The sequence below is a fragment of the Streptomyces sp. NPDC002580 genome (assembly GCF_042889485.1).
In the GTDB taxonomy this organism is placed as follows: Bacteria; Actinomycetota; Actinomycetes; order Streptomycetales; family Streptomycetaceae; genus Streptomyces.
The window spans coordinates 53,423-72,830 of the sequence record NZ_JBIAQZ010000019.1 but is presented as its reverse complement, the minus strand read 5'-3'; the positions used below and the strand labels follow the sequence as shown (position 1 = coordinate 72,830).

Annotated in this window: 14 protein-coding genes; 7 read left to right on the top strand and 7 right to left on the bottom strand. The window is 70.7% G+C overall.

Annotated elements, in window-relative coordinates:
• Positions 1-35: 35 nt before the first annotated feature.
• The 6 genes from ACFYW7_RS36820 to ACFYW7_RS36795 are packed head-to-tail and all read right to left on the bottom strand — an operon-like array spanning position 36 to position 6,906.
• Positions 36-2,813, bottom strand: coding sequence for a fumarate reductase/succinate dehydrogenase flavoprotein subunit (locus ACFYW7_RS36820; RefSeq protein ID WP_389510641.1), 2,778 nt, complete (start codon positions 2,811-2,813; stop codon positions 36-38).
• An 11-nt stretch (positions 2,814-2,824) separates the two neighbouring features.
• On the bottom strand, positions 2,825-3,592 hold the full coding sequence (locus ACFYW7_RS36815) for an ABC transporter ATP-binding protein (RefSeq protein WP_389510639.1): 768 nt from the start codon (positions 3,590-3,592) through the stop codon (positions 2,825-2,827).
• The gene (locus ACFYW7_RS36810) at positions 3,576-4,493 is read right to left on the bottom strand and encodes an ABC transporter permease (RefSeq protein ID WP_389510637.1); all 918 of its coding nucleotides are present in this window, start codon (positions 4,491-4,493) and stop codon (positions 3,576-3,578) included. Before ACFYW7_RS36810 ends, ACFYW7_RS36815 begins: the two co-directional genes overlap by 17 nt.
• Positions 4,490-5,833 (bottom strand): ABC transporter substrate-binding protein, encoded by a 1,344-nt coding sequence (locus ACFYW7_RS36805; RefSeq protein ID WP_389510635.1) that lies wholly within the window; start codon positions 5,831-5,833, stop codon positions 4,490-4,492. Before ACFYW7_RS36805 ends, ACFYW7_RS36810 begins: the two co-directional genes overlap by 4 nt.
• 16 nt (positions 5,834-5,849) lie before the next feature.
• Positions 5,850-6,077: a ferredoxin family protein gene (locus ACFYW7_RS36800; RefSeq protein WP_389510633.1), complete on the bottom strand. Its 228-nt coding sequence runs from the start codon at positions 6,075-6,077 to the stop codon at positions 5,850-5,852.
• Positions 6,078-6,117: 40 nt separating this feature from the next.
• On the bottom strand, positions 6,118-6,906 hold the full coding sequence (locus tag ACFYW7_RS36795; protein WP_389510631.1) for a GntR family transcriptional regulator: 789 nt from the start codon (positions 6,904-6,906) through the stop codon (positions 6,118-6,120).
• A 976-nt stretch (positions 6,907-7,882) separates the two neighbouring features.
• Between ACFYW7_RS36795 and ACFYW7_RS36790 the strand changes: the two genes are divergently transcribed.
• From ACFYW7_RS36790 to ACFYW7_RS36765, 6 genes are all read left to right on the top strand, one after another.
• Positions 7,883-8,782, top strand: coding sequence for a TauD/TfdA dioxygenase family protein (locus tag ACFYW7_RS36790; protein ID WP_389510629.1), 900 nt, complete (start codon positions 7,883-7,885; stop codon positions 8,780-8,782).
• Positions 8,779-9,669, top strand: a complete 891-nt coding sequence (locus tag ACFYW7_RS36785; protein WP_389510627.1) for an ABC transporter permease — start codon at positions 8,779-8,781, stop codon at positions 9,667-9,669. The genes ACFYW7_RS36790 and ACFYW7_RS36785 overlap by 4 nt, the downstream gene beginning before the upstream one ends.
• Positions 9,666-10,406 (top strand): ABC transporter ATP-binding protein, encoded by a 741-nt coding sequence (locus tag ACFYW7_RS36780; RefSeq protein WP_389510625.1) that lies wholly within the window; start codon positions 9,666-9,668, stop codon positions 10,404-10,406. Before ACFYW7_RS36785 ends, ACFYW7_RS36780 begins: the two co-directional genes overlap by 4 nt.
• A 91-nt stretch (positions 10,407-10,497) precedes the next feature.
• On the top strand, positions 10,498-11,550 hold the full coding sequence (locus ACFYW7_RS36775; protein ID WP_389510623.1) for an aliphatic sulfonate ABC transporter substrate-binding protein: 1,053 nt from the start codon (positions 10,498-10,500) through the stop codon (positions 11,548-11,550).
• Positions 11,551-11,629: 79 nt separating this feature from the next.
• Positions 11,630-12,937: an LLM class flavin-dependent oxidoreductase gene (locus ACFYW7_RS36770; RefSeq protein WP_389510669.1), complete on the top strand. Its 1,308-nt coding sequence runs from the start codon at positions 11,630-11,632 to the stop codon at positions 12,935-12,937.
• A gap of 618 nt (positions 12,938-13,555) precedes the next feature.
• On the top strand, positions 13,556-13,948 hold the full coding sequence (locus ACFYW7_RS36765) for a hypothetical protein (protein ID WP_389510621.1): 393 nt from the start codon (positions 13,556-13,558) through the stop codon (positions 13,946-13,948).
• Positions 13,949-14,642: 694 nt separating this feature from the next.
• Here the strand turns inward: ACFYW7_RS36765 and ACFYW7_RS36760 are convergent.
• A complete protein-coding gene (locus ACFYW7_RS36760) occupies positions 14,643-15,857 on the bottom strand; it encodes a phosphatidylserine/phosphatidylglycerophosphate/cardiolipin synthase family protein (RefSeq protein WP_389510619.1) in 1,215 nt (404 codons plus the stop codon).
• Between the two features lie 775 nt (positions 15,858-16,632).
• Between ACFYW7_RS36760 and ACFYW7_RS36755 the strand changes: the two genes are divergently transcribed.
• Positions 16,633-19,281: a cellulase family glycosylhydrolase gene (locus ACFYW7_RS36755; RefSeq protein WP_389510617.1), complete on the top strand. Its 2,649-nt coding sequence runs from the start codon at positions 16,633-16,635 to the stop codon at positions 19,279-19,281.
• The last annotated feature ends 127 nt before the right edge of the window (positions 19,282-19,408 follow it).

The following is a 19,408-nucleotide window of genomic DNA, read 5'->3' as shown; positions in this document are numbered from 1 at the left end:
CCCGAGCAGACGGTGCCTCGGCCGGCTCGCCGTCGTCACAGTGCTCGCGCCGCGTAGGCCCGGACGTCCGCGTCGGGGTCCGTCGTCGCCGTGGCGAGGGCTGCGCGGGCGTCTTCGTCGGTACGGTGCCGGGTCAACGCCAGGACAGCGGCCTTGCGTACGTCGGCGTTCGGGTCGGCGAGGGTCTTGGCCAGGGCGGGGACCGCCAGGCCGGGCTCCGCGGCCGAGAGGGCCGTGGCGGAGCCGGACCTGACCTGCCAGGCGTCGTCGGACAGCGCGGCCACGGCGAGGGTGGCCAGGGGCGGCGGGCAGCCGGTGGTGCCCAGTGCCTCGTAGGCGGCCGCGCGTACCAACGCGTCCGGGTCGCCGATCAGCCGGGACAGGGCGCTGTGAGCCGCACCGGGCGCCGGATCCGTCGACGCCGTGTCGCCCGGCCGCCCCGCGACGGCGGTGCCCAGTGCCTTGGCGATCGTGACGCGGACTTCGCGCGATGGGTCCGTGGCCGCGTGGGCCACCTCAGCGGTGGCGTCGACCGACACGAGCGCGCGCACGGCCGCGATCCGGACGAGGATGGTGGCGTCCGACAGGGAGGCCCGGAACAGTCCGGCGTCTCCGAGGCGCAGCGCGCGCAGGACGTCGAGCGCGGCGGCCCGCACGACGGGGTCGGCCCCGGTCAGGGCGGCGGCGAGGCCGTCACGCAGGGCCGGTTCGGGCGGCAGTGTCTCGACGAGCTCGCGCAAGGAGCCGGCCGCCGCCTCACGCACGCCGGCGTCGGCGTCGAGGAGCGCTGCGGCGAGGGCGGGTCCGGTGCCGGGCGGCACGGTCTCCGTGAGGACCGTGACGGCTGTCCGGCGGACGGTGGAATCGGTGTCGTTCAAGTAGGGGACGAGGGCGCAGAGTTCGGACTCGTCCTCCGCGAGCGCGAGCAGTTCGAGGAGGCGAGGTGTGGTCGGTGCGCCCGCGGCGGTCCCGCGGCGGGCGCTCGCGGCGCATGGCGCGGCCCCTTGCGGCACCGGGGCCGCTTCGCGGGCACCGGCTGTCGCCACCTGCTCCGGGTGGACCTCGCCCAGACGGCGGGAGGGGCCGCCGACCGGGGTGAAGCCGTCGACCGGAACCAGGTACGGAGCCACCGGACGCGTCGTGAACTCCATCGCCCCGGAAGGCGACTTGTACAGGTCGAGGTGGTGGAACCAGGAGGTGTCGTCGCGCTGAGGGTGGTCGAGCCGGTCGTGGTAGAGACCCCAGCGGGACTCGGTGCGCGCCAGGGACGCCCGTGCGGCCATTTCCGCGCAGTCGCGGATGAAGGTGACCTCGGCGCAGCGCATCAGTTCGTGCGGGGTTCGGGCGCCCATCTCCGCGATGTCTTCGCGCATCCGCTCGAACGACTCCAGGGCGAGAGAGAGTCGTGCGCCGGACTTCGGCGGGGCCACGTAGTCGTTCACGAAGCGGCGGAGTTTGTACTCGACCTGGGGTTGCGGTGGGCCCTCGGGGTTACGGAGGGGGCGGTAGATCAGTTCGTGCGCTTCGCGGAGCTGCCCGGACGGCAGTTCGCCCTCGTACGCCGTGTACCGGGCGGCGTCCGCGCCGGCCAGGTCTCCGAAGACGAACGCGCCGATCATGTAGTTGTGCGGGACGCAGGCCAGGTCCCCGGCGGCGTAGAGCCGCGGCACGGTCGTACGGGCGTGGTCGTCGACCCGTACTCCCGAAGCCGAATGGCCGCCGCACAGGCCGATTTCGGAGATGTGCATCTCGATGTCGTGCGTGCGGTAGTCGTGGCCGCGGCCGGCGTGGAAGGTGCCCCGCGTCGGGCGTTCGGTCGAGTGCAGGATCGACTCCAGCGCGGTGACCGACTCCTCCGGGAGGTGGCTCAGCTTCAGGTACACCGGGCCGCGGTCGGACGCCACCTCCGCGGCGAACTCGGCCATCATCTGCCCGGACCAGTAGTCGGAGTCGACGAAGCGGTCGCCGTGCCGGTTGACCTGGTATCCACCGAAGGGGTTCGCCACGTAGGCGCAGGCAGGACCGTTGTAGTCCTTGATCAGCGGGTTGATCTGGAAGCACTCGATGCCGGTCAGTTCGGCGCCCGCGTGATAGGCCATGGAGTAGCCGTCGCCCGCGTTGGTCGGATTCTCGTACGTGCCGTACAGGTAGCCGGAGGCGGGCAGGCCGAGGCGGCCGCAGGCGCCGGTGGCCAGGATCACGGCGCCCGCGCGGACGGTGACGAACTGCCCGGTGCGGGTGTTGAATCCGGCCGCTCCCACGGCCTGCCCCCGCGCGGTCAGCACGCGGACCGGCATCACCCGGTTCTCGATGCGGATGCGTTCCCGCATCTCGCGCCGTCGCAGCTGACGGTAGAGGACCTTCTTGACGTCCTTGCCCTCCGGCATGGGCAGCACGTAGGAGCCGGAGCGGTGCACCTGGCGGACCGCGTACTCGCCGTGCTCGTCCTTCTCGAACTTCACCCCGTACGACTCGAGGCGCCGCACCATGGCGAAGCCGCGGGTCGCCGTCTGGCGGACGGTGGACTGGTCGACGATGCCGTCGTTGGCGCGGGTGATCTCGGCGACGTAGTCGTCGGGCTCGGCGCGGCCGGGGACGACCGCGTTGTTGACGCCGTCCATGCCCATGGCGAGGGCGCCGGAGTGGCGGACGTGGGCCTTCTCCAGCAGGATCACGTCCGCGCCGTGTTCGGCGGCGGTCAGTGCCGCCATGGTGCCGGCGGTGCCGCCCCCGATGACGAGGACGTCGCAGCTCAGCTCTTCGGCGTCGCCGAGGGCGGGGATCTCCAGGGGGGTGTTCACGGGGGTGGTCACCGGAGTGCCTTTCAGGTACCGAGCGAGGAGAGGACTTCGCGCCGCAGCGCCGAGCGCGCCGGATCGTCGTGCGCCGTACGGTCGCGCGGACGGGGCACGGATCGCAGTGCGGCGAGGCGGCCGGCACGGAGCAGTGCCACCCGGTCGCCGAGGAACAGGGCCTCGTCGACGTCGTGGGTGACGAACACGACGGTCGCGCCCGTGCCCCGCAGAACTTCCACCAGCAGGTTCTGCATGCCGGCGCGGGTCTGCGCGTCCAGGGCGCCGAAGGGTTCGTCCATGAGGACGGCGCGGGGTGCCGGGGCCAGGGCGCGGGCCAGTTGTGCGCGCTGGCGCTGGCCGCCGGAGACGCGGTGCGGCAACTGCCCGGACCGCTCGGCCAGTCCGACCCGGTCCAGCCAGGATCCGGCGAGGGCACGGCGTTCGGAGCGGGGCAACCCCTTGATGGCGAGGGGCAGTTCGACATTGGACCGCAAGGTGCGCCACGGCAGGAGGGCATCCTCCTGGAAGATCAGGGCCCGGTCGGCGGAGGGACCGTCCAGCCGGTGCGCGTCCTGGCTGACCTCCCCGGCCAGCGGAGCCAGCAACCCGGCCAGTGTGCGCAGCAGGGTGGACTTGCCGCAGCCCGAGGGGCCGACGACGGTGAGGATCTCGCCGGGGGCCACGTCGAGGTCCACCTCGTCCAGCACCGGCGCGCCCGGGCGGCCGAGGGTGGCCGCGCGAAGCTCCAGCCGCGCTCCGGCGCGCGACGGTGAACGGACGTCAGACAAGCTGGTCATGGGGCGCGTCCTCCTCGGTCCTGGTCGCTGCCGGCGCGGGGGCGTCGGCGCGGTGAACGCTTCGCGGAACCCGTCCGCCGGGCACGTACGACGTGCGCGGCAGCCAGTGGGTCAGGCGGCGGCCGAGCAGTTCCACGGCCGTGGAGGTGGCCCAGCCGAGGATCCCGATCGTCACCATCCCGACGAACACGCCCGGATAGTCGACGATCGTGTAGTCCTGCCAGGTGCGGTAGCCGACGCCGTACTGCCCGGAGATCATCTCGGCGGAGATCACGCAGATCCACGAGACGCCGAGGCCGACGGAGAGGCCGCCGAAGATGCCGGGCAGTGCGCCCGGCAGGACGACCGATGCGAGGATCCGGGCGCGGCCGGCGCCCATCGTGCGCACCGCCTCTTCCCACACCGGGGTCAGCGCGCGGACCGAGTGCCGGGTGGAGACCAGGACCGGGAAGAAGGCGGCGGTGAAGGTGATGAAGACGATGCCCTGTTCGTTGGAGGGCAGGAGAAGGATCGCCACGGGGACGAGGGCGATGGCGGGGATGGGCCGGATCACTTCCAGCAGCGGGCCGAGCAGGTCCTCGGCGAGACGGGAGCGGGCCACCAGCACGCCCGTGGCGACGCCGAGGACGGCGGCGAGCAGGAAGCCGGTGAGGATGCGGGTGAGGCTGTCGGTGAGGTCCGTCCAGTAGTCGGGGCCGGTCACGCGGTCGGTGAAGGCGCGTGCAATGTCGGCGGCCGTGGGGAACTGGGAGAAGCGCAGCCACAGGTCGACGTCCAGGCCGGTCAGCAGTTGCCAGACGCCGAGGGCGGCCGTCAGCGAACCGACGCGCAGGGCGAACCGCCCGGTCCGTCCCGGATACCGGAGGGTGAACCGGCCGGCCTGTCGCGCCCGCCGGGTCATGACGCCCGCCGCAGTGCGCCGGCGTACGTGATGACGCGGGCGCCGCCGTGCCCGGCCAGGTAGGCCTTCGCGGTCGCCGGCGCGACGAAGGGCAGGAGCAGGTCGCCGTCGGTCACCCAGACCGCCTTGTCGGCGAACCACAGGGTGCCGGTGGTGGCGTCGGGTACGTAGGCGGCGCGGATCGTGTTTTCGTGCCGGGCGACGTGACGCAGAAGCTCGGCGGGGGACTTGAAGGTACGGGTCCGCGTGGCGCCCTTTGGCCACACCTCGCTCGCGGCCGGTGCGGGCGTCGTGGCGAGGCGTTCGGTGTAGGCGGTGCCGAGGGCCTTCTTGATGTACCGGTCGTCGACGAAGGCGTCCACGTCCACGTCGCCGGTGAGTTTCGCGGACTTGAGGATCGACACGTCCTGCTTCAGGGCGGAGACGAAACGCGGTTCGATCGCCGGGGCGAAGGTGGAGATGCCGTGGGCGCCGTTGTACAGGTACACGACCTCGGCGGGCAGGCCGGTGGTCTCGGCGACCTTCTCGGCGGCGGGGACGGGGTGGGCGTTGAGGTAGTCCGTGGCCTCCGCCTGGGCCTTGAGGAACGCTTCCAGGACGGCGGGACGCTGTTTCGCGAAGTCCTGGCGGACGGTGACTCCGTGGAAGGTGGGCAGGTTCAACTGGGCGCCGTCGTAAAGGGCCTTGGCCTTGCCCTGGTAGGCGAGCAGACCCGGCCAGGCGACGAACTGCGACAGCGCGTCCGCGCTGCCCGCGGCGAGGGCGGACGCGCCCACCGCAGGCTGCTGGTTGAGCTTGTCGATGTCCTTGTCGGGGTCGATGCCCGCGCGTTGCAGGGCACGTACGAGTGTGCCGTCGGCGGCGGAGCCGATACTCGTCGAGACCTTCTTGCCCTTCAGGTCCTCGAGGGAACGGAGCGGGGAGTCGGGGGCGGTGACGATGGTGTTGAGGCCGCCGCGGAGGTTGTAGCCGGTGACCGAGACGAGCCGGGTGGGTCGGTCGAGCTGCTTGCCGCGGGCCGCGTTGATGAGGAGCGGGAAGTCGCCCATCGAGCCGATGTCGATCTTCCCGGCGGTCATCTGGGCGGTGATCGGGGCACCGGTGGCGTAGTCCTGCCAGTCGACCTTGTAGGTGTGGCCGTCGTGCAGGGCGTTGAGGTCCTTCTCGAAGTAGCCGAGGGAGCGCAGGAGGGTGCCCGCAGTGACCGTGTTGATGGTCTTGGACTGGTAGCCGACGGTCACGGTGACGGTGGAGCCCTCGCCGCCCGCCGCGGCGTTGCCGCCGCAGGCGGTCAGGGGGAGGAGCAGCAGAGCGGTGGCGGCAACTGGTGCGTGTTTCATGGGGGTTCGATACCTTTCACCGGAGCAGGTAGGGCATGTTGACCGTGACGGCTCCGGTGGGACAGCGGGCCGCGCACGGGCCGCAGTACCAGCACTCGTCGACGTGCATGTACGCCTTGCCGTTGCTGTCGTCGATGGCGAGCGAGTCCAGCGGGCACATGTCCACGCAGAGCGTGCAGCCGTCGATGCACTTCGACTGGTCGATGGTCACGGGCACGTCGGCCCGCTGGGGTGCCAAGGGCATGGCTGTCTCCGGGAAGGTCGTACGGAGGAAACGGAAGGGGTCAGAGCGACCGGTGCAGAAGGCCGCTCATCGTGATGCGGTCGCCGCGGAACCGGATGAACTCCAGGTCGACCGGGCGGCCGTCGGCGAGGTGGGTGAGGCGTTCCAGCATGAGGACGGCCGCGCCGCGCGGGGCTTCGAGGACGGCGGCGGTGTGGGCGTCCGCGGTGACCGCCTCCAGGGTGATCGCGGCGTGGCCGAGCGGCCGGCCGGTGATGGCTTCCAGGAGGCGGAAGACGTCGGTGTTCTCGAGGTCGGCGCCGAGCAGGGCGGTGCCGACGTCCAGGGGGATGTAGGTGAGGTCGAGTGACAGGGGGAGGCCGCCCAGTCGGCGCAGGCGCTCGATGTAGAGGACCTCGGTGCCGGGTGGGACGTGGAGGCGTTCGGCTACCGGGGCGGGCGCGGGGACGGGGCCCATCGTGCGGACCTCGTTGGTGACCCGGCCGTGTTCGTGGAGGGTCTCGGCGAGGCCCATCAGACGGTCCAGCCCGTGCGGGTACTTGCGGCAGACGATCACCGTGCCGACGCCCGGCTGGCGTTCGACGAGGCCCTCCGAGCGCAGGAGGTCGAGAGCCTGGCGGACGGTGTTGCGGGAGGCCCCGTACTCGCTCGCGAGGGTCGACTCGTGAGGCAGCGTGCCGGTGGGGAAGCCCCCGGTGAGGAGCTGTTGGCGCAGGAGGTCGGCGAGTTGCCGGGCCTGATCGGCGCGCAGCCGGCGCCGCGCACGGTGGGCGGCGACGGTGGTCGCGCCCTGGCCGGCGTGGTCTCGGATGCGGTCGGTGGGAGGCACGGGTCGAACCCTATCGATTCCATAGGGATAGGCGTGTTGCCGGAATGTTGCGCCACCTGCGGAGTGGCCGACTACGCTGCTGACCTTGAGTTTTCGGGATTCCGGTGGGGAGTTGTGCCAGCGGCTGACGGCCCGGGGGAGGGGCCCGGGCGCTGCGGGACGCGTCCTTCGCGCACACGGTGCCGGTTGGGACATGTCGGCTCGGGGCGCCCGTCCGCGCACGGGGCACGGTCCGCGACCTCGTCCGCCAGGAGTGGGGGAGCGCTCACGTTTCCGCAATGTGAGACCTGCCGGGAACTTATTGACCGACGGCGTGGGCGTCTGCTCAACTCACGTTCCATGAACCCGCGCGTGGAATTGACTCGGAGGCGCCACATCGACCTGGCGCACGTCTCCAGCGCGTTCTGTTGTCGTTGATCCCCACGGTGTGTCACTGATCCGCGAAGTGGTCCCCGGCGACGTCCGGTGCGCGCCCAAGGCGTAGCACCGGCAGGGGTGGGAGCGAAGCTCCACCCCGGCTCGTCCTCCGAGAGACCGCGGTCTCCACCGTACGACTGCCTTCGCCCCCAGCTCCTCGCTGCGCTCCCGCTCTCCCATCACGGGAAGCGGCGGCGGCTCGACGCGAGGCCGGCGAGGGGGCTCCCGCCACAGCGGGGCGAGGACACGTCGTGCAAGTGGCGCGGAACCGGCGGGACTTCCCCCGGTCCACTCCGGACAGCGCGCGCCGACCGGCACGGTGGCCCGACCTGTGCCTCGCGGTCCGGCCTTCGTCGCGTACGCCCCGCGCGACGGTAGGGGCCTGTCGCGACGCGGCCGACCCCGGTGCCGTCGTTCGTGGTCCTCCTTGCAGCCGGCACCCGCTCAGCACCCGCGACGCACGGCACGCGACGCACAACATCCGATGCAGCACCCGACATTCAGCACGCGACACCGGCACCCGATGGTGCGCCCGATTCCTCGAGAGGGAAAACTCCTCATGCCTCCGATCATCCGCAGACTCACGAGCCGCGTCGGCGCGCTAGTCGAGGGCGTCGACCTCACCGCGCCGCCCGATCCTCCGACCGTCACCGCGCTCCGGAAGGCACTCGACGAGCACAAGGCGATCGTGTTCGACCAGGCGCGCCTCGACAACGCCGGTCAGGAGCGCGTGGCCGCCTGGTTCGGTGATCTCACCACCGCTCACCCGAACGTCCCGGCCGTCGACGGCACGACGAACGTGCTCGCCGTGGACAGTGAGACGTCCAAGGCCGACGAATGGCACACCGACGTCACCTTCGTGGTCAACCCGCCACAGCTCACCACGCTCCGGTCCGTCGTGACCACCCCCTACGGCGGCGAGACACTCGTCGCGAACGCGGCCGCGGCCTACCGGGACCTGCCCGACCCGCTCCGCACCCTCGCGGACACGCTACGGGTCGTACACACCAACCAGTACGACTACGCACGCCCCGCGGCGGCATCGGCACTGCGCGAGGAGTACGACCGGGCCTTCCGGTCCACCCCGTACGAGACGGAGCATCCGCTCGTACGGGTGCATCCGCTCACGGGTGAACGCGGGCTCTTCATCGGCGGGTTCGCCCGGCGGATCGTCGGCCTGTCGAGCGGTGAGTCGGCCGAACTGCTGCACATCCTCCAGTCGTACGTGACCCGACCGGAGAACATCCTGCGCTGGACCTGGGCCCCGGACCAACTGCTGGTCTTCGACAACAGGATCACCCAGCACTACGGGGTGGACAACTACGACGACCACCCGCGCCGCCTCAACCGGGTGACGGTCGCGGGCGACGTGCCGGTCGGTGTCGACGGCCGCCGCAGCGAGCAACTCCTCGGCGACGCCTCGCACTACAGCAAGGTGCTGGAGGTGGCCGGCCGATGACCGAGGTCAGTCTCAAGAGGCCCGTCGTCGGGCCCGCCACCGCCGGGCCGACGACCGTGCCACGGCGCGAGGTCTTCCTGCCGCGCGACGCCCGCCGCAGGACCCTGCTCCGCACACTCCGTGAGCGGCTGCGCTGGCCGCTCGGCATCTACACGACTCCTGCCGTGGTCCTCATCGCCTGGGAGATCCTGGCCAGGGCCGGAGCCGTGCAGAAGACCTACGCCCCGGCGCCGACCTCCATCGTCGCGTCCGCGGTCGACCTGTGGCAGCAGGGCGTCCTCGGACCGGACCTGGCCGTCTCGCTGCAACGGGCCGGGACAGGACTCGCGCTCGGTCTGACCGTGGGCATCGTCAGCGGAGTGCTCGGCGGACTGCTGCGCAGCGGCGAGTACCTGTTCAACGGCCTCGTGCAGATCCTGAACACGATCCCGCTGCTGGCGGTGCTGCCGCTGATGATCGTGTGGTTCGGCATCGACGAGCTCACGAAGGTGCTGCTGATCTCGTTCGGCGCGGGCGTCCCCATGTATCTCAACCTGTTCGCCGCGATCCGGGGCGTCGACCAGCGGCTGATCGAGATGACACGGACGACGGGCGCCGGAACCTGGCGCCTCGTGAGTCGGGTACTCGTACCCGGAGCCCTGCCGGGATTCCTGGTCGGCCTGCGGTTCTCTCTCGCGTACAGCCTGCTGGGCCTCGTCGCCGCCGAGACGGTCAACGCCGACAAGGGGCTCGGGTTCCTCATCACGCAAGGGCAGACGTACCTGCAGACGGACCAGGTCTTCGTGGGGCTGGTGGTCTATTCACTCCTCGGGCTGCTCGCCGACCAGCTCGTCCGGGTTCTCGAGCGGGTGCTGCTGAGGTGGCGCCCCGGTTATGAGGCGTCATGAGCACCACGGTCACCCCCCACGGCACACGGCCGCACCAGCAGGCGGGCGCCGTCGCCGAGCAGGTCGTCCGCCGGTTCGGGGACCGCGTCGTCCTCGACCGTCTGGACCTCACCATCGCCGACGAGGAACTGGTCGTCCTGCTGGGCCCGTCCGGCTGCGGGAAGAGCACCCTCCTGAGGCTGCTGGCCGGTCTCGACCGGCCGGACGGCGGGCGGGTCGAGGTCCCGGCGAAGCGGGCGATCGTGTTCCAGGGCGACCGCCTGCTGCCGTGGCAGCGGGTGCTGCGCAACGTCACCCTCGGCCTGCACGGACCGGACGCCGACCAGCGGGCCCGTCACGCGCTCACCGAGGTCGGACTCGCGGGCCGCGAGAAGGCCTGGCCCAAGGAGCTCTCCGGCGGCGAGGCCCAGCGGGTCTCGCTGGCCCGGGCACTGGTCTCGGAGCCCGAACTCGTCCTGCTCGACGAGCCGTTCGCCGCGCTCGACGCGATCACCCGGCTGCGCATGCACGACCTCGTACGGGCGCTGCGGAACAAGCACCACGCGGCCATGCTGCTGGTCACCCACGACGTCGACGAGGCGATCGCGCTGGCCGACCGTGTCGTCGTCATGAGCGACGGACGCATCGGCACCTCGCACCTCGTCGAGCTGTCGGCCGCGGACCGCGAGGCGGGAGTCGCGCGAGAGGAGCTGCGCTCCGCGCTCCTGGAGGACCTCGGTCTGGCCAACCAGCACTGACGCCGTCCACGACCGGCTCGATCCACGACCGACTTCGTCCAGCACATCCCGCGACCCCTCCCACCAGAGCACAGAAGGCACGTGAGAAGCCATGCCCAGAAGAACCTCCCGAATCGTCACCACCGTCGGCCTGCTCGCCCTGGGAAGCACCCTCGTCGGCTGCGCTTCGACGTCGGAGGCCGCCGCGCCCCTGAGCGGCCCCAGCGGATCCGCTGCCGACAACCACCCCGAGTGGAAGAAGTACACCTTCACCATCGGTGACAACGGCGGCGACGGCAGCGAGGAACTCGCCGAGATCACCGGCGTGTTCGACAACGCGCCCTACAAGGTGAAGTTCGCCCGCTTCACCTACGGTCCGCCGCTCGTCCAGGCGGCCGCGTCGGGCGACATCGACCTCGGGAGCGTCGGCGACGTGCCGCCGATCACCGGAGCCGCGAAGGAGTACGGCTTCAAAATCGTCGCTGTGAACCGGTCGCTCAGGCCCGACCAGGCGCTGGAGAACATCATCGTGCCGAAGGGCTCGAAGCTGAAGACGCTCAAGGACCTCAAGGGAAAGAAGATCGCCGTACCGCAGGGCAGTTCGGCGCACGGCCTGGCCCTGAACGCGATCAAAAGCGTGGGCCTCGGCCTCAAGGACGTGAAGGTGGTCTTCCTCGACCCGGCGGCCGGCGCCACGGCCTTCAACACCGGCAAGGTGGACGCCTGGTCGATCTGGAACCCGCAGTCGGCGATCGCGGTCAAGAACGGCGCGCGCGTCCTGGCGAAGGGCCTCCCGCCACTCGACCAGACCAGCAGCTACTACGTCGCCAGTGACACCTCGCTCAAGGACCGTACGAAGCGGGCGGCCCTGACCGATGTCCTCAAGAGGCTCTCCCGCACCTTCGCCTGGGCGGTCGAGCACCCCGACAAGCACGCACAGGCACTGTCCAAGGAGCAGGGCATCCCCCTGGCCGATGCCAAGGCGACGCTGGCCGCCTTCCGGTTCCGGGTCACTCCGGTGGAGAAGGCGGACATCGCGGCGGAGCAGGAACTCGCCGACTCCTTCCGCGAGGCGGGCCAGATCACCAAGGACGTCGACGTCCCATCGATCACCGACAACCTCCTCCCGGCCGGCTACGACAGCTCGAAGCTGTCGGTCGGCTGAGTCGGCACACCACAGAACGGACTGGAGAACAGCAGTGAGTGACCGGACAAGACGCCGACTCCACCTCAACGCCTTCCTCATGGAGGCCGGACACCACGAGGCCGCCTGGCGGCTCCCGCACAGCAACGCGCGGGCGGACTTCGACCTGCGGCACTGGATCGAGCTGGCTCGACTGGCGGAAAACGCCAAGTTCGACTCGCTGTTCCTGGCGGACGGCCCGGCCCTCTTCGGCACGGGAGAGTTCCGGCCGCCGGGCCAGCTCGAGCCGCTCACCCTGCTGACCGCGCTGTCACAGGCGACCAGCAGGATCGGCCTCATCGCGACCGTGTCGTCCACGTACAACGAGCCCTACAACCTCGCCCGTCGCCTCGCGTCGGTCGACCACGTCAGCGGTGGCCGGGCCGGATGGAACATCGTCACCTCGGCGGGCGCCGACGAGGCCGCCAACTTCGGCCTCGTCGACCGTCCCGACCACGCCGAACGGTACGCACGGGCCGACGAGTTCCTGCACATAGCCAAGGCGCTGTGGGACAGCTGGGAATCCGAGGCGATCGTCGCCGACAAGACGGCCGGGCGTTACGTGGACCCCACGAGGCTCCACCGGATCGACCACCGGGGCACGCGCTTCTCGGTGGCCGGCCCGCTCAACGTCGCCCGCCCACCGCAGGGCCACCCCCTGCTCGTGCAGGCCGGCTCCTCCGAGGACGGCAAGGACTTCGCGGCGCGGCACGCCGAGGCGATCTTCACCGCCCACCGGACGTACGAGCGCGCCGCCGGCTTCTACGCCGACATCAAGGCAAGGACCAGGGCCGCGGGGCGCGACCCGGACGGCGTGATCGTGCTGCCGGGCATCGTCCCGTACATCGGGTCGACCGAGGCGGAAGCCCAGGAACTGGCGAAGCGGTTCGACGAACTCCGCGTCCCGGAGTACGGGCTGCGTCAGCTGTCGGCCATCTTCGAGACCGAGCCGACGGCATTCGAACTCGACCGGCCACTACCGGACTTCATCCTCGCGCGACCGAAGCTGGAAGGCTCGCAGAGCCGCTCCGACCTGATCATCGAGCTCGCGGAACGCGAGAGATTGACAGTCCGTCAGATCATCTCGCGGCTCGGCGGCGGCCGTGGACACTTCGAGTTCATCGGCACCCCCGAGCAGGTGGCGGACACCATCATCACCTGGTTCGAGGGCGGCGCCGCGGACGGTTTCAACATCATGGCACCGTCCCTGCCCTCCGGCCTGGAAAGCTTCATCGAGCACGTCCTGCCGATCCTGCGCGCCAAGGGCCTGTTCCGTGCCGAGTACGAGGGCGCGACCCTTCGCGAGCACTACGGGCTGCCGGTGCCGCGCAACCAGTTCCACGGGGAAGGAGCCCCTGCGGCTTTGTGACCCGGTGACCGACGCCGGCCTCTGACCGGGCAGGCTCGCCGGGCCGGCGGAGCCACTCCTGCTCGGACGCAATGGTGAGGTGACGACGGTGTGAGCCGACGGGAGAAGCGGGCGGCCGTGAGGTGGGGCTTGTTCAGCGCATCGCTGTACAGGCACATCTCACGAGCCGCCCGGTCCAGGTACCGCCGGCAGGGGAGCGGCGACTCGAGGCCGTCGCCCAGATCGCCCCCTCCACGACCCCGTTCCAGGCGACGAACCGAACACCGACCACGGCATTGACCAAGACAGCGCCGGCGCGTGCTCCGGCGACGCGGCAGCCGTCCCGGCATCGCCGACCGAGGCGTGGAACACGGCTTCGGCCAGGGTGTTCTCCACCGGGTGGTCGAGAGAACGATCCCTTGACCCCACTCCACGGTTTTCGACCCCCTCGCATCCGACGGGAACGGTGCGAGGGCGCCACACAAGGCCCTCCTTCACCGCACCACCTGCCTCATCACCCACGGACACGTCCGACGCCCTCGTCGGACCTCCGACTCCGCTGGCCCATTTCGGGCTAAAAGAGAGGTCGGCCGAAAAATCCCTCCTGATCAAGAGTCGTGCACCACCACGTTTGAAGCTATGAAAACAACGAAGCGCATCGCGATTACGGGTGCGGCAGTCGCCTCCCTCGGCGCCGCAGCACTGGCCACGGCTCCCACCGCGTCGGCCGACTCCTACAATGGATGCACGTACCCCAGGGTCTGCTTCTACCAGACCGACGGCCAGTGGAGCAGTGGCAGCACCACTGCCGCTTACCAGGACGTCACCACCGCCTACCAGAACCTCGGTCCCAACAGTCGTGGCGCGGACTGGGTCAACAACACCCGTAACGACGACCGGGCGTACCTTCGCTACACGGTCAACAGCAGCGGCGCCACGCAGTACCTCTGCCTCCCTCCGAACCACCACGTGAACTTCAGCTCAGCTTTCACCGTGACCGGCATCAGGATCGACACGGCGTCCAGCTGCTGAGCTCTCAGCCCGGGGCTGCGCCACCGGCTGGAGGCGATTCGGGGTGCCGCCATCGATGCCGTGCTTCGGCGATGCCCGGCCATCGCGCCCGAAGGGCTTCCGGGGAAGTGGCGCCGATCGCCGCGGCGGTGTCGTGCAGGTTCGCCGTCGTGGATTCGTACCGGTTGTGCGAGTGGCGCGGCGAGTTGCGCGAGACACGGCGTGCGGCGGGCCGGTTCGATCCGGAAGGCGACGGCGGATTCGCTTCCTCCTGCCCACCCTGGCGGCCGCTCCGTGGCGTTTCGCCCGGGCGGTGAGGCGCTGCGCGGTCACAACCAGGACGCGGGCTCCAGCGAAAGGCCGATGCCCTCACGCCGTACGAGTCCGCCACCGGGGCAATCCACAAAAGCCGTCGCCGTCGATCTGGTAGTCGACCGGGCCTGCCGGTAGGGCTTCTGGGCGGATGAGGAGACGACGGCGACTCACTCGTTCCTGCAGGTCATGGTGCATCAGGCACGAGGTCGTCCAGGTCACGGTGTTCCACCGTGACCTGGACGACCTGCCTTTGAGAGCCTTAAGGAGTTGTCACCTCAGCTTCACGGCGTCTCCGGCCGACGTAACCCGCGCGGTCGTGGTGGTGCCGGGGAAGTACCGGAGCCCGCAGTGTGATTGACGTCCCCGGATTCGCTGCCCGGGAGCCACGCCGGGGTTCGCCCTAGAGGAAGCGGCGTAGTGGGGCGACGGCCAGCTCCTTGGCGTGCTGGAGCGGGGACCTGCGTCGCCAGCGGCTCGGGTCGATGTCCACGGCGTGTTTCCGGTCCTCGTCGAAGTCCCGGTCGAGAGCCGTGGTGAACGTCTCGTCGAGGACGGCGAGCATGACCTCCTCGTCGTGCTCCAGGGAACGGCGGTTGAAGTTGCTGGAGCCGATGAGCGATGCCACCCCGTCCACCGTCATGATCTTGGTGTGGAGCATGGTCGGCTGGTACTGGCGGATCTCCACGCCGGCGTCCAGGAGCACGCCGTAATGGTGCTGACCGGCGAGCTGGCAGGCTCGCTGGTCGGTGTGCGGGCCCGGCAGCAGGATCTCCACCCGGACACCACGGCGCGCCGTCGCGCACAGCAGATCCACGAAGTAGGGGTCGGGGGCGAAGTAGGCGGTGGAGAGACGGAAACGCTCCTCCGCGGAGCAGAGCATCACGCGGACGAGGGTCTGCATGTCCTGCCAGCCGAAGCTCGCCGAGCCCCGCACCACCTGGACGGTCGCCGTGCCGGGCTGCTCGTGGCCTGTGAAGCGGTCCCGGTCGTCGAAGAGTTCCTCATGGCACTCCGCCCAGTTCTGTGCGAACGCGGCGGCGATGCCGTCGACGGCGGGCCCTCGTACCTTGACGTGGGTGTCGCGCCACTCGGAGGGGCCGCGGGCGTCCCCGCACCATTCCTCGGCGATGCCCACGCCCCCGGTGAACGCGGTGTGCTCGTCGACGACCAGTGCCTTGCGGTGGCAGCGGTGGTTCTGCTTCAGGGGGGAGAGCCACAGCGGCTTACGGAACCACGCCACCTGTACGCCCGCGGAGGTCATGGTCCGCAGGAGGTCCGGCTCGATCCGCTTCGCGCCGAAGCCGTCCAGAAGCAGCCGTACGCGAAGCCCGGCCCGCGCCCGGTCGGCCAGGGCGGCCGCGAAGTCGTGGGCTATCTGCCCGCGCCAGTACACGAAGGTCATCATGTCGACGGTGTGTTCGGCGGACCGCACCGCGTCGAGCATCGCGGCGAAGATCTGGTCGCCGTTGCGCAAGGGGACGAGCTCGTTCCCCTCGGTCGCGGCGATGCCGATGAGCCGCTCCAGACGTCTGCGAAGCCGCTGCTTACGCCGACGTGCCTCTGCCGGGTCCACCGGCTCGTCCGCTTCGGCTCGTGCCGTGATGGTCTGGGACATCCACCGTCTCCTGTTGTCCGTGCCGTGCTGCGCCTCGTCACCGTGACCGTGTGAGGAACCGTGGCGGAGTGACGGTTCTGTCGGACACCGTCCCACGGGGCCACCGCCCTTCCCTCCCGACCGCGTCGGCCCGTACGGGGCCGCCCGGCCCCTTCGGACACCACGGGTCGCCATCACCGCAGCCTCTGCGGTGATGGTGACGCGTCCTCTCGTGCCCCCGATCCGCGGCGGTAGTCCTTCGCGAGGCCTGAGAATTCGGCTCGCACGGTGTCGGGTCCGGCCTCCGGCCTCAGCGACTTGGACTTCGTCCGTTCGGTCGCGCCGACAGCGGGACGGTGCGGAACGTACATGGGGGACGGCGGGTACTTCGTCGAGGGTCCGAGATCGAGCGGCCCGGAATTTCGGTGGTCGGCCCCGGCCGTCGCAGCCCGCGGGCGGGAGGGGACGGCGAGGACACGCAAACGTGCGGTGGCCGGTCCGGATGAGCGGCAGAGCGAAATCGTTATCCGCTTCGGTGGCCTGGGCGACGTGGCCTTTTGCGGGCGGCGCGGGCCACCGAAGGACGTGGGAACTGAAGGGATGACGTGTGCCTGACCGGATGATTCCCAAGCCCGGAGCGGGAGTTCGGATCTTCGTTCCTGTCCCGGCGGAGGACATCGGTCGAGCAGTCCTGGGTCACCGTGGCGTCCGGACCCGTCCGGGCTTCGCCGAGCCGTGGAAATTCCTGCTCACAGGGCTTCCGCGCGACCTTCGGACTGCCCTATGTTCTCGATCCATGCTCCTTGCCGATGATCAGCGCGGTGGCCGTCGGCTTGCCCACCTCGCGTCCCTCACCACCGCGGTCGTACTCGTGGTCCTCTCCGCCGTTCTCGGCTATGCCGACGGGACCGGACTGTTCGCCCCCGAGAACTGGCTGGACGCGGGTTTCCTGCCCGGCAACGCCACGAGTCCTGCCTGGGCCACCATGGTGTTCCTGCCCCTGCTGATCGGCGGCAGCGCGCTGGCCGTCCACCGGCTGGTGAGTGCCGCGGCTCCCCGGGCGAAGGCACGCTGGGTCTTCGGTGCCGTCTGGTCGAGTCTGATCCTGGTGGCGTTCCTGGCCAAACTGGCCTACAGCGTGCTGCTGTTGGCGGTCGCCGGGCCGACGGGCCTGCACATCTTCCCGACAGCCGGGGCGCTGTTCGCCGAGTGCGGTCTGACCGGCGCGAAGTACGCCGTGTTCGGGCCGCTGATCGCGGGGCCGGCGGCGTCGGCGTACCGGATCGGCCTGTGGCGCCTCCGCCGCAAGAGCGTCGACAATGACAAGAGCGCCGACGGTGACAAGGACGCCTTCAACGGCAAAGGCGCCGAAAGCGGCAAGGGCGCCGACGGTGACAGGGGCGTTGAGGAGAGCGAGCGTGGCGTACGGGGCTCGGGCGTCGTCGTCGACCCCGTCGCCGGATTCGCGTGGCTGCCGGCCGGTGCCGCCGTCGCACTCCAGGCGGGGACCGGAGCGTTCGCCTGGGCCGCCGGTCCGATACCCGGCGGCCTCTGGCCGACGACCCTGGTCACCGGGGTCGCGGCGGTGCTCGCCGGTGTCGGGCTCTGGCGCCGGATCGTCTCGCCCGGCCTGACCCGCGCCCGTACCGGGGTGACGCTGTGGTCGCTCGCGACCACCCTCACCGCTGCGGGCGTACTCGGTTTCGCGCCCCTGTGGATTCTCGACGGATGCCTGAACGGCTTCGGCGGGGCACTGTTCCCGGTCGCGTCCGTGCTCGTACGGGTCGCGGAGGGCGTGACCGCAGGCGTGTGCGCGGGCGTCGTGTGCGTGCCCTGGGTCGCGGAAATGGCGTGGAGACGCCGGACGGAGCCCTCGACCCAGCGCGGCCGCCTCGCCTGGGCCGTCCGGTGGGCGCCGCCCGTCGCGGTGGCCGCCGTATTCGCGCTCGCCGCCGGCACCCTGGCACCGGGACCGGCGGTGGCCCCCGTCGGCTCGCAGACGCAGACCGCGGGCCGCGACCGGAACGAACTCCTGCCGCTGACCGTGCTCCGCCCGAACGGACAGTCCCCGGTGATCGGCGACAGCGCGGGGCGGCAGGTGCTGCTCCGCGGCGTGAACGTCAACCAGCTCATCGACTACGGGCAGCCCGACCCGGCCAAGCCCACGGTATGGCCGCTGGAGGACGCCGACTACGCCCAGATGGAACGGTACGGCTTCTCCGTCCAGCGACTCGCCCTGTCCTGGTCGGCCCTGGAGCCGAAGCGGGGCGTCTTCGACAAGGAGTACCTGGCGCGGGTGCGCACCGCGGTCGACCAGGCCGCCGACCACGGCATCCACACCGTCCTCGACATCCACCAGGACACCTACTCGAAGTACGTCAGCGCGGCACCCGGAACGAAGTGCCGGGCCAACGCCTCACCGGAGTTCGGCAACGACGGCGCCCCGGAGTGGGCGACCCTCACCGACGGCGCCAAGGCCTGCGGCTTCCTCGGCCGCGACCTCGCACCCAACGTGCAGCAGGCGTTCACCAACCTCTACAACGACACCGACGGCATCGGCACCGAGTTCGCCCGCATGTGGGGCCGCCTCGCCAAGACCTTCGCGGACGACCCCGCTGTCGCCGGCTACGACCTCCTCAACGAACCGGGCCCCGGCAACGCCCCGGGCGTCACCTCCTCGATCCTGCTCGGACGCCTCTACCAGCAGGCGATCACCTCCATCCGCGCCGCGGAGTCGAAGGTGTCCGGCGGCTTCCACCACCTGGTGTTCTTCGAACCCTCGATCCTCTGGTCCGGGCTCGGCTTCGACACCACCCCGCCGGTCCGGTTCGTCGACGACCCGCAGCTTGTCTTCTCGCCTCACCTGTACAGCGAGTCGATCACCATGGACCAGGGGCTGGGCATCACCCTGACCTCGATCGAGCAGGGCTACACCGCCGCCGAGCGCACCGCCCGCGCCTACGGGGTACCGCTGTGGTCGGGCGAGTGGGGATGGTTCGGGGAACCCGACGACTTCCGCTCCCGATTCGACCGTTTCCTGGAACGGCAGAACACCGGCATCCTGGGCTCGGCGATCTGGGTGTGGAAGAAGGCCTGCGGTGACCCGCAGAACGATCCCGAGGCCACCACGTCGGGCGGCGGCGTCGTGCTGTACACCTGCCCCGACGGCAAGCCGCTGCCGAGCCCGGCCTTCGAGACCACGGCGCTGTCCCAGGCCTACCCGCGCAGCGCTCCCGGCCGCCTGAACTTCCTGCGGTCCTCCCTCACCGAGCGGGACCTGCGTCTGACCGGCTTCGGGAAGGGCACGCTGGACGTGTGGATCCCCGGCGCGGGCCGCCCCGAAGCCACAGGCGACGGTCTCACCGGCATCCGGCTGGCGAAACGGCCCGGAGGCTGGCGACTCACCGCGCACACCTCCGGTCGCTACACCCTCCGCGTGGCGTAATGAAAGCCGTCGGCCGGGGCGCCGCGGGGGGGGCCGGCCCCCGCCCCCCGGGCGGGGGGCCCGCGCCGCGGGCGCGCCCCCCCCCAGGGGTGGAATGGGGGGTGCCCCCAGCGCCCCGGGCGCCTCC